Annotated in this window: 8 protein-coding genes; 7 read left to right on the plus strand and 1 reads right to left on the minus strand. The window is 40.7% G+C overall.

The genetic code is table 11. The features are described 5' to 3' along the window. The first annotated feature begins 293 nt into the window (after positions 1-293). The 7 genes from HMPREF9304_RS00695 to HMPREF9304_RS00725 all read left to right on the plus strand — a co-directional run bounded on the left by HMPREF9304_RS00695 (position 294) and on the right by HMPREF9304_RS00725 (position 9,792). Positions 294-881 (plus strand): DUF4738 domain-containing protein, encoded by a 588-nt coding sequence (locus tag HMPREF9304_RS00695; RefSeq protein ID WP_036925758.1) that lies wholly within the window; start codon positions 294-296, stop codon positions 879-881. Positions 882-1,202: 321 nt separating this feature from the next. After that, on the plus strand, positions 1,203-2,696 hold the full coding sequence (locus tag HMPREF9304_RS00700) for a hypothetical protein (RefSeq protein ID WP_036925761.1): 1,494 nt from the start codon (positions 1,203-1,205) through the stop codon (positions 2,694-2,696). Between the two features lie 74 nt (positions 2,697-2,770). Continuing rightward, positions 2,771-3,217 (plus strand): hypothetical protein, encoded by a 447-nt coding sequence (locus HMPREF9304_RS00705; protein WP_036925764.1) that lies wholly within the window; start codon positions 2,771-2,773, stop codon positions 3,215-3,217. A gap of 104 nt (positions 3,218-3,321) precedes the next feature. Continuing rightward, positions 3,322-4,806 carry a hypothetical protein gene (locus HMPREF9304_RS00710; protein WP_197061620.1) on the plus strand — a complete coding sequence of 495 codons (1,485 nt, stop codon included), beginning with the start codon at positions 3,322-3,324 and terminating at the stop codon, positions 4,804-4,806. 34 nt (positions 4,807-4,840) lie between these two features. After that, entirely contained in the window at positions 4,841-8,314 is a 3,474-nt protein-coding gene (locus HMPREF9304_RS00715) for a hypothetical protein (RefSeq protein WP_036925770.1), read from the plus strand. A 27-nt stretch (positions 8,315-8,341) separates the two neighbouring features. Beyond that, positions 8,342-8,908 carry a hypothetical protein gene (locus HMPREF9304_RS00720; protein ID WP_036925773.1) on the plus strand — a complete coding sequence of 189 codons (567 nt, stop codon included), beginning with the start codon at positions 8,342-8,344 and terminating at the stop codon, positions 8,906-8,908. 29 nt (positions 8,909-8,937) lie between these two features. Next, the gene (locus tag HMPREF9304_RS00725) at positions 8,938-9,792 is read left to right on the plus strand and encodes a hypothetical protein (protein ID WP_156104732.1); all 855 of its coding nucleotides are present in this window, start codon (positions 8,938-8,940) and stop codon (positions 9,790-9,792) included. Positions 9,793-10,001: 209 nt separating this feature from the next. On the opposite strand, the gene bcp is transcribed toward HMPREF9304_RS00725, so the two are convergent. Next, positions 10,002-10,451, minus strand: a complete 450-nt coding sequence (gene bcp, locus HMPREF9304_RS00730; protein ID WP_036925778.1) for a thioredoxin-dependent thiol peroxidase — start codon at positions 10,449-10,451, stop codon at positions 10,002-10,004. Positions 10,452-10,642 lie beyond the last annotated feature (191 nt).

Below are 10,642 nucleotides of genomic sequence, written 5' to 3' on the forward strand. Positions count from 1 at the left end.
TCTATTTTGAAGATTTTAGATGACCGTTTTTTGGTAAAATAACAGGACAAAAACCTTGTTTCGAGAGTGCCTTCGTTGGTTCGTTTGAAACAAACAAAAAACTTGGTATTACAGTAAAACAACATTTTTTAGTGAATGAGTCATGAACCAACAAGTTATTAATAGGTGTTGATAGAAGAAAGTTTCGCTTTTTCTTATTACCTTTGCAAAATAATAAATCTATGAATGTACGCCGTGCCAGTCTTGGAAAGCGTGACCGAATGCGTGCATATTCAATTTAGGAAAAAGAAGAAATGAAAAATTTGATAGGTCTCTTGATGCTCCTCTTGCTAAGCAATGGGTTGTCCTCTTGCACAGAAAAAAAGCAAGATTCCAATATTATTGCTACCAAACCGAAGCCAGCACAGAAGAAGGAAACGCAGTCAATGGGCGATTACCACCAATCAATGCCTGTGGAGTGGTTGGGCACCAACTATGTTGTTGAGGTGAGTAGACAGTCGGATAAAGCTTTACCTTTGGCAGATGACGGCATGGGAAACAAGTATTATGACAATCAAATTACGCTCAAAATTCTTCGACAAGACCACTCTGAGTTTTTTAATCGCACGTTTTCTAAGGCAGATTTTGTGTCGTATGTAGATGAATCGTATCGAAAAAACAGTGCCCTTCTTGGTATTGTGTTCGACAAAGCCGAAGGTAATTATATTCAATTTGCGGTTAGTGTAGGCTCGCCCGACAAGATGAGCGACGAGTATGTACCCTTGGTGATGAAGGTTTCTAACTTAGGTGCAATCACTATTCATAAAGACACGCAACTGGATACGCGCAACACGAGGTTGGATGATACAGACTCGGATCCGGAAGAAGAGGATGATATTTAGCACTCGAGTTGTTGAGTACTCTTTTTTATGTGCCTTGTTACTTAGCTGGCGTTCATGATTTGAGGCATTGAACTCCTATTGGGAAGTGTGTTTCTTGTTTCATGAAAACCAAGCGTTTAGAAAAAATAAAAAAGACTTAATTTATTTGTAAGTCCGCTCTCTTTACATTATCTTTGCATGGAATAGGCACTTTGTAGAGAATACAATGGAAGATTTAGGTTCGCCTTATCTATCATTACTTTATGTACTTGTTTGTATAAAGGGAGATTCTGCTTCACAGTGCTACGACCTTTTGTATAAAATATCACAAAGATAAAGAGAATGAAGAAGATATTATGCTCATGGGTTATCCTTTCTTTCATGACGGTTACCGCCTTTTTAGTAAGTTGCGGAAATAGTGCAAAGAAAGATTTGAACCACCTGCTCCTTGAACTTGCTGGAGACGATGCTGTCATAGATCACGATGACTGGATGACGATAGAGTCGTTCCTTGATAGTCAGAAAGCAAATTTTAAGGAGTTTTATGAGGGCGGAAAGCTTGATAAAGACGAAGTAAAAGAGTACATAGAAGACTTTTTTAGTCGTGGGCGTGAGGCGAAGAAGATAGATTTCGTAGGGATGAATGACGAACCCATCAAAATTAATTTCTTCTTAGAACGGTCTGGCTCCATGATTGCTTACGACTCTCCGCAAGGCGATGGCTCATTCAAGGCAGCCATTGTGCAGATGCTGAACAACTTGCCAGGCAACAATTCGCAGCATAAAATTTATGTAGTGAATAGTTCTATCAATCCTTATCCGCAAGGAATCCAGCAGTTTGTGAACGACAATGACATCTTTGCGACAACAAAGGGCATTGGCGATCCAAGCTACACGGACTTCGGAGCCATATTTAATCAGATACTGAACAAGACGAAAGACGATGAAATTAGCATCTTGATGACTGACATGATTTATTCTACAAAGAATATGATGGGCGTCAATCCGCAGAAAGTTTTCGCTGAAGCTCAGAGCATGACCAATACAGTTTTCAAAGATGAAGTAAAGAAAAAGTCCATGCTCATTGTTAAGATGATGGGGTCTTACGATGGGTTGTACTATCCTTACAATTCTCCCAGTAAGGGAACGGCTTATCATGGAAAGCGACCTTATTATATTGTGATAGTTGGAAATAATGAGAACATTGCTCGTCTGACCACTGATCCCGACTACGGATCGTTTGCCAAACTGTCCGAACTCAAAGGATATCAGAACATGTATCTATTCGAATCCGATGATGTTTACGAGCCTTATTATTCCTTGTTGTTAAGTCATCCGAAGATACGAGGACGCTTCCAGCCAGAAAGAGGGCAAGGGTCACAGATTAAAGATATAGAAGGAGTCAAGCAAGATAAAAACAGTGGCGACGTTCGGTTAGTGTTAGCGGTTGACTTAAGTAAAATGCTTATTGACGAAGATTACTTGACAGACATTCGCAACTATAAGATTGAGTCGGACGACAAAATCACCATTGAAGAAATCCGTCCTATCACTAAAGCGGATATCACACCAGCCGAGAAGAAATATATCGGTTCTGCTACACACCTATTTATATTATCCTTTGAGAAATTATCGAATAATCAGGATGTTGATATCAAGCTGATGAATCATTTGCCAGCGTGGGTAGCAGCTTCATCAAGTGATGATGACACCACTGTTGACAGTAAAACCACTTTTGGACTGAAATATTTATTACAAGGAATATATAACAGTTATCAAAAAAAGTCGGATGGAGAGCCCTATTACTTTGAGTTGGAATTAGAATTTAAGAGATAATTGACAGCTCAAAAAAACCACCAAAAAGAATACTCATAGGTACTTGCCACAATTGAAGAACAATCCTTTGAAATATGAAAAAGAATACCATATTATTAATTACAGGAGCCATATTGACACTCCTTTTCATTATTTTTTCTACTCCTCTGTTTGAATCTCTCTTCTATTCTCGGGAGTTTTCTAACGAGATGTACGCCGCCAACTTATATTTGGTGGTCGCTATTGTCACTGCAGTGGTGGCATGGGGGCTATCTGGAATTTACTATTATGTCATCAATTCGGTGAGTTTTTCACGTTGGTATCATTGGTTAATCATGTTATGTGTTGCCGTGGTCATCGTTCCCCTCATTACCTATGCCTACGCAGATCATGTATTTGCAGATGATGGGTTGGACTTTAGTGGGCAACTCTCAGCCTTCTGTATCATCAATCTTGCAGTTGAGGCGGTACTATTCATCATTGCGAGCTACTCCATGCGTTGGTGGTCTTCCAATTGCAGGCATACGCCAATACCAGAATAGTAGAAAGATGTTTGTGAAGTTTATGAATTATTAGAAATATTATTGTGAGACTATTTTTGTTTTTAGTAGGTGGAACAGGGTCGCGTGTCATGCGTCCTCTTCTCATGCAGTTTGCTGCTGGGGTACATCCTACAACCGAATCGGGTAAACCGATGCCACTGGAAGTCATTCCTATCATCGTAGATCCACATAAAGCAAATGAAGATTTGAAGCGTACCGACAACCTTTTGCGCTGGTATAAACAGATACGGAAATCTCTGTATGGCGAATCGGTAGACGTAACGCATGGCTTTTATTCCGTGAAGATATCAACATTGAGCGACATCCTGCCCAATGGAAGTAACCTAAGTGATACTTTCATCTTCAATATGGGTTCCATTGCTTCCCAGAAGTTTCAAGATTTTATTTCTTATGCAACGTTAGATTCTGGCAATCAAGCGTTATGTTCGATGTTGTTTTCTAACGACCAACTCAACACAAAGATGGACATTGGTTTCGTTGGATCGCCCAATATCGGCTCTGTTGCCTTGAATCAGTTCAAGGATTCAGAAGAATTTCGACAATTCTCCAATGTGTTCCAAAAGAATGACCGCATATTTGTGGTGAGCAGCATCTTTGGAGGAACAGGAGCAGCTGGCTATCCTATTATTGTGAAGAATATCCGAAATGCGGGGAACAACATTCAGATTAACAACCGTGGTGATTTGCGTGATGCTAAAATAGGAACGCTTACCGTGCTTCCTTACTTTAATGTGCAGCAAGATGAGAATAGTCCTATCTCGCGAGCAGACTTCATTTCTAAAACAAAGTCGGCTCTATTCTATTATCATGATAACCTGACAGGGATTCGACAAGGGGGAGTTGACTTGCCTAAGTCGAAGGTGAATGTATGTTATTACTTGGGGGATGAAGTACCGAGTAATCCATATTTTAATGATCCCGGTGGGAATGGTCAGCGTAACGATGCCCATGTAGTAGAATATGTTGGTGCACTATCCATCTTAGACTTTTTGCAGATACCCGATGGTCAGATGGAAACAATTGATGGAATGGCACTCAATCCTATATTTAAGGAGTATGGATTGGCAAACGACAAGCGAACACTCTCATTGAAAGATTTTGGTATCTCTACTCGAAATCAAATCAATAAGCAAATGGCAAAGTTTTATTTAGCTTATCTGTATATAACCAACCAACTTCAAAATGATATTGGACGAGGGTACACAGAAGACAAGCCAGAGATAGGAAAGAGTTTTGTGTCGACAAGTTTTTATAATACATTGACCAGTAATTTCTTTGTTGCTTACCGCACATGGTTAAAAGAACTCAAAGTAAACCAACGGAGCTTTATTCCTTTCAATCTTACAACAGATAAACTTTCTGACGCTCTAACGGATATAGCACCAAAGACTGGTCTGTTTAAGTCAACCATTGATTACAAGACAGTGCTCTCTACATTGAATAAAACGAGCCAACAAGCTACGAAATCTCATAAGTATGGTGAGGATCAAGTGGCATATAAACTCATGGATTTGTTGGATCAAGCCTTGGATAAGCTGTTGGATGAAAAATATAACTCCATAGTGTAATATAAGTTGAGCCGTCATATAGAAACGATATTTCATGTCAAAGATATTATCATATAATAAGAAAACAACGGGAGAAGGATGGATTCCTCTCACCAGTCAGTATAATGCAGACGAGATAGCAATGATAGAAGACCCTAATGATGGGCTATCTCAACAACCTCGTACCGCTATTCCGTCTCCATTTGCACAAATGGATTTGGTAAAAAACGCATTCAAACGGCTCTCCATGCACGAACGTCTACAAGGAGAAGCAATGGATGAAAAGCTTGTTGCAAATGCGTTAGATGTTGCACAGTTGTTTTTCAATTATTCCGAATTGCGTAATCAATTGCATATTATTGAATGGAATCGTAGTACAGAACTACAAAGATTAAAGGACTCACCACAACATCAATTGTTGGGTGAAACGCTTGAGATGTTCCTGCAACAAGACCAAGAAGCTTTTAATTTTGATTCTATGGATAGACTTTATTTCTTGGTTTATGGAAATCAAGTCATCGGATCAACCTCCCCAGTCACTCTCTTTATGGCTTCGCCGAATGCGAAGGAGGGGATGTATGATTTGCCTGTGGAGCAAAATGTCAATTTGTTTGAGCTTTGGCGACCACTCTATATGCGTGATGCACGGTTCATCAAATACATTTATGCGCTGTTTACAGCCTATCCAAACTTGAAGAATCAATGCGAGGAAGTGAACAGTTATCTGATTACTAATTTCTCTCTTTTGTCGAAAACAGTACAAGATGAAATACTAAGTGAAATAGGTAATCCTGCTGCTATGGATTTAGGACATGTGGAAAATGCGCGTTCATTCTTGGAAAATAATTTCATGCCTCTTGATGAAGGCATACAAGCGCTGGGCGTACCCTTCTATTCAGCTCGCCCAGAGGATATCCAACAGGCAATTGCCGAAAGTGATTTTAAGATGATTCCTTCACGTTCGGTCGAGGATGTGATACCTCTGGTGTTGCAAAATCATCTTCTTGCCACGCAAGTAGATTCTTTCAAATACATCACAGGCACTTGGGATGACAACACTCAAATAACTCCAGCAGACTATGCTGTTGCTCCAGAAAAGCGTATCCTACCTGCAACGACTCATCAGTATCCTTGGTTAACCGACGATGACTTCTTCCAACCGTCCTTAATCAAGTTGGATTATACGCTTGACAAGGATTGTTTCTTTGAAGGAAATCTTACAGTTGGTTCACGAGAAATCGACCAGTGCAGTTTTGTTTTACCATTGAAGCCTCTATATTTTAAGTATTTTGATGTACAAGACCTTTGGGGAACCATTCAAGGAAGACCTCGTTTTGAACTTCAACATACGGTGTCAGGAAGTATAGAAAAGGTGACAGCTATCTTGCGAATACCTGTTAAAAAAGAAAGACACTTCATCACGCTTCAACGTACGTATGTATCAACCTCTAACATTGATTTTGCTTTCGATGAGAAGAACAATTACGGACACTTTATCACAGTGCCTTTTGCCTTGAGTGTTTTTCCTTTTGTTCGAGCTCAGGGCTTGAAACAATACAACGTGCAACTGGTAGATAGGGCTTTGGGTGCTTTGGAGAATTTCAATATTGACTTGACTTTCCTTAAAAATGGCTATCGAAATGGAATGCAAGAAGATGAAGTTCTTATCCGTAATCGTTCATTAAAGTCAGAAAAGCGTGTAGGTTCTACTTATTATCGTTTGCAAAGTGATTTTGATTATATTGCTATCACACTATCTGATGATCACGGAAACACCTCCGCACAAGGTGTTCTTTGTCCTCGTTGGCCATCTTATGTCCCTGGACATGATGCGTACACCTTTTCCGTTGACTTTGGAACAACCAACACTCATGTTGAATCCATGAAGGCTGATAACATGCCAGAACCTCTTTCTATTAGTTCTACAGCACGTGAACGTCTTATCGCAACGTCCTATAATGGAGAGAGTATTTTATACGATGTCATCATGAAGCAAGAATTCTTGCCCAAAGTGATTGGAGAAAGTTATGGATTTCCACAACGAACGGTATTGTCAGAATGTGAGCGATTAGATGCCATGAACGTCGACCAAATTGTTGCTTTGGGTGATGCCAACATCCCTTTCATTTACGAAAAAGAATCGATAGGCTATGGAAATCGCATTGTTCCTAATCTGAAATGGTCTACTGAGATGGCTAATAGCAAGCGAATTAGGGCTTATCTCATGGAGTTGGCGTTGTTGATGCGTACCAAAGTCTTGTTGGAAAATGGTGACATTACAAAAACTCGATTGGTGTGGTTCTATCCGCTATCCATGAAAGTGGGCAATGTGCGTAAGTTGGGCGAAATGTGGGCAAAAACTTTCACAGAAGTTTTTGGCATTCCAGTGACGAATAACAATCTCATTCAGATGCCCGAAAGTGTGGCTCCTTACTATTTCTATAAGAGTTCGAGCTCGTTTAAGGGTGCCGCCAACACCGTAGCAAGTATTGATATCGGTGGCGGCTCAAGCGACATCGTTGTTTATGAGAGCAATGCGCAGCAACCAACTATCCTCACTTCGTTCCGTTTTGCAGCGAATGTCCTGTTTGGAGATGGATTCTCAGATGTTCCGCAGGGCGACACAAACCCCATGTTAATTAAGTATGTGGATTACTTCAAACGCTTGTTCGATAGCGATGATGACAGATATGGAGAGCTAAATGGTATTTTGGACGACATTACCGCTAAGCGTAAATCAGAAGATATCAATGCTTTTTTATTTTCGGTCATTAACAATAAAGTGGTTGCCCAAAATGATGTGTTCTCTTATAATATGCGATTGAATGAGGACGAGCCGCGTAAAATAATTTTTATCTACTTCTTTGTCACCCTCATCTATTATGTCGCAAAGATGATGAAGCATCGAAATTTGGATATGCCACGCAGCATTATGTTTTCTGGTACGGGTTCAAAAGTCCTTGATATCGTTGGAACGCAGCGAGATTTGGATTTGATTTCGCAGGCTGTTATTGAGCGTGTGTATGGTCAGAAGTACAATGCAGACGGGTTTAACATTGTCATGGAGAAGAATGAGCCAAAGCAAATCACTTGTCGTGGCGCATTGATGCAGGTGAATGACAGTAGGGGCGTGGAAGAAGTGATGCAGCTCAATCGTTTAATGGATAGCTTTGACAATTCCATTAAGTACAACTATTCAATGATAGAGAAAGAAACTGTGCGCTATGAAGACATGGAAAATCCTCAAGTGCGTGCACAGATAATTGCGCAAGTGCGTGAATTTAATGATTTCTTCTGCCAGTTGTGTGAGGATATTCACGTTGTAGATCGTTTCTTGGTGGACAACCGAAGCCTACAGATGTTCAAAGAGTTGGTGAATAAAGACTTGGAACATCATCTCATCAATGGTTGGAATTTCGTTAATAAGAACCAAGAAGAGAAGAATGGAAGTGATGCAATAGAGGATACACTCTTCTTTTATCCTATTATCGGAAGTATCCGTGACAATCTTATCAATCATCTGCATTAGTGCAATGTGGACAATAGAAAAATCAATATGTTTGAAAGTAAGATAGAACGGCAAATACAGTCTTTGCTCGAACCCTATGAAGATAGAATCCAAGAATTGGAAAGACATCTTATTCAACTGAATAAACGGGTAGAATCTTTAGAACAGCAAATCGAGGCACATTCATCCCATCCGATAGAAATCTCTACGGACAAGGAAAACAAAGAGACGGTTGCTGTTCAGGCATCTATTGTCAATTCCGCCCCGACAGATATGCAGACAGCGGGGAAAGCGCCTCAACATCGCATCTTGTTCATGACAGCTCCCAACGATGAGGGTGTCTTTGCTGGAAGTTCGGAAACCGAACAGGTAGGAAAAAGCATTTACCAGTTAAGCACCACCGATGGTGTTCATGGAACGTTTATCATGCTCGATACGCCCGATGCCATTGCTACTGCCATGATTAGTGTGTCTCAATTTGTAAAAACCGCTTGTAAGGTTCAGGGAAATTTGTCGCCTTATCCTCAACAAATTCAGACCCTTGAAGAAGGAACTGCCGTCTTGGAAAATGATTCTTGGCGAATTACGAACAAGGCAATTGTAAAATTTGGTTAAGCCCATGCAGGTGCTTATGTCCTAAAAACGTGAAAGAGAATATGCAAGTAAAGTGTCCGAAGTGTAGGTTGCGATATGAGACAAACATTCCATTTGGCATGACAGAGGTGTCGTGTGTATGCCCCAGATGTGGAACTCCGTTTACTCATCTTGTAGACTCTCAACAAGAGGAGGACACTGTCAGCGAATTTGACCGAACGGAAGGGGTGTACAACCAGCAAACTCCAACCGACTCTCCGCAGGGAGGTGTTTTGGATAATGAAGAAACCTCAAGTGATACGCCTGCTGGCAGGACTTCCACGACTTCACATCCGTCGTCATCTGAAATATTAGATTGGCAAAAACCGAACGCTTCCACAGCCTCAAAGCCGAGTCGCCCTTCCTCCGTAACGGGTAAAGCAACACCCACACAACAACAAAAACAGCAGGGGCATTTTTATACTTCTTGCACTTTTATCTTTTTTGTTGTGCTCATTATGGTTGTATTTAGCATCAGAAGTTGTTGGAAGTCGGCTAAGACGCATGAGTATAATGGTGCATCTTTGTCAGAAACTACAATGGGGGTGCCTTCTCAAGATGATAATTCAACAGCCGTGCAGGACGAATCTGTCGATCCTTATGATGAAATTCATCCAGGCAAAGCACCCAGTTGGATTCAGGGAAACTGGAAGTTTACGACCGAATATGGCGACATTCTGTTGTCCATCCATGGAAACAAAATCACAGAGAGCATTGACGGAGAAAAATCTTCTGGAACGTTTTACTACGAAAATCGAAAGTTGGTATGTGATTTTGGCGATCCTAACAATATCATGATTTATCGTTTGGACGTTGAGCGACAGCAGATTGATGCAGGCAACGGCATGTTGATGACGAAAGAGTAGGAAGAGCAATGACTCTCTCAGCTCCACCGAAAGCGGGGGAACTAAGATGATTGGACTACTTATCTATGTGACAAGTGCAGGTATAAAACACTGAAGTTTGTACTCGTGCTTTCTTATAGCGAAAAGAACTTCCCGCTTTTTTGATTGTTGCGGGAAGATTCAGTCGTTACATTTGCATCCCCCTTGTTCGGAAGAGTAGGGGGAAAATTTTATTCCAAAATCTGTGCAGCGTGTTCTTTCACCTTGATTTCTTTCGGTGTAATAATACGTTCCACCTTACCTTCTTCGTCGATGATGAATGTGGTGCGGAAAGTTCCCATGTATTTTCTGCCGCACATGCTCTTCTCACCCCATACGCCAAAGGCATTGTTCAATGTCTTCTCTGTGTCGGCAATCAGTGGGAATGGAAGTTCATGCTTCTCAATAAACTTCTTGTGCGATTTCTCGTCTTGCACGCTCACGCCCACTACGGCATAGCCTGCATCCAGAAAACGTTGATAATTGTCGCGCAGATTGCATGCTTCTGTCGTGCAACCGGGCGTATTATCTTTCGGATAAAAGTACAACACTAATTTCTTACCCTTGAAGTCTGCCAACTTCACTTCCTTTCCATCTTGGTCGCGTCCTAATATTTCGGGCGCCTTATCTCCTATGTTCATTTGCTTTTAGTTTTGTACCCACTTTTCAGTTCATTGCTGTTAGTGGGCTAAGTTATTACTCTACGAAGATAAGAAAAAATATCCAACTATCATTATCTTTTTCCAAATTTTCATTTTTTCAGATAAAATGTTTGGTGGTTTTTGTCCTGTTATTTTACCAAAAAACGGTCATCTAAAATCTTCAAAATAGA

Origin of the sequence: Hoylesella timonensis S9-PR14 (assembly GCF_000762405.1) — a bacterium.
GTDB lineage: Bacteria > Bacteroidota > Bacteroidia > Bacteroidales > Bacteroidaceae > Prevotella > Prevotella timonensis_A.

Excerpts from the sequence above, each read along its gene's own strand:
- HMPREF9304_RS00695 (WP_036925758.1), top strand. The coding sequence starts at position 294 with ATGAAAAATTTGATAGGTCTCTTGATGCTCCTCTTGCTAAGCAATGGG.
- HMPREF9304_RS00700 (WP_036925761.1), top strand. The coding sequence starts at position 1,203 with ATGAAGAAGATATTATGCTCATGGGTTATCCTTTCTTTCATGACGGTT.
- HMPREF9304_RS00705 (WP_036925764.1), top strand. The coding sequence starts at position 2,771 with ATGAAAAAGAATACCATATTATTAATTACAGGAGCCATATTGACACTC.
- HMPREF9304_RS00710 (WP_197061620.1), top strand. The coding sequence starts at position 3,322 with ATGCAGTTTGCTGCTGGGGTACATCCTACAACCGAATCGGGTAAACCG.
- HMPREF9304_RS00715 (WP_036925770.1), top strand. The coding sequence starts at position 4,841 with ATGTCAAAGATATTATCATATAATAAGAAAACAACGGGAGAAGGATGG.
- HMPREF9304_RS00720 (WP_036925773.1), top strand. The coding sequence starts at position 8,342 with ATGTTTGAAAGTAAGATAGAACGGCAAATACAGTCTTTGCTCGAACCC.
- bcp (WP_036925778.1), bottom strand. The coding sequence starts at position 10,451 with ATGAACATAGGAGATAAGGCGCCCGAAATATTAGGACGCGACCAAGAT.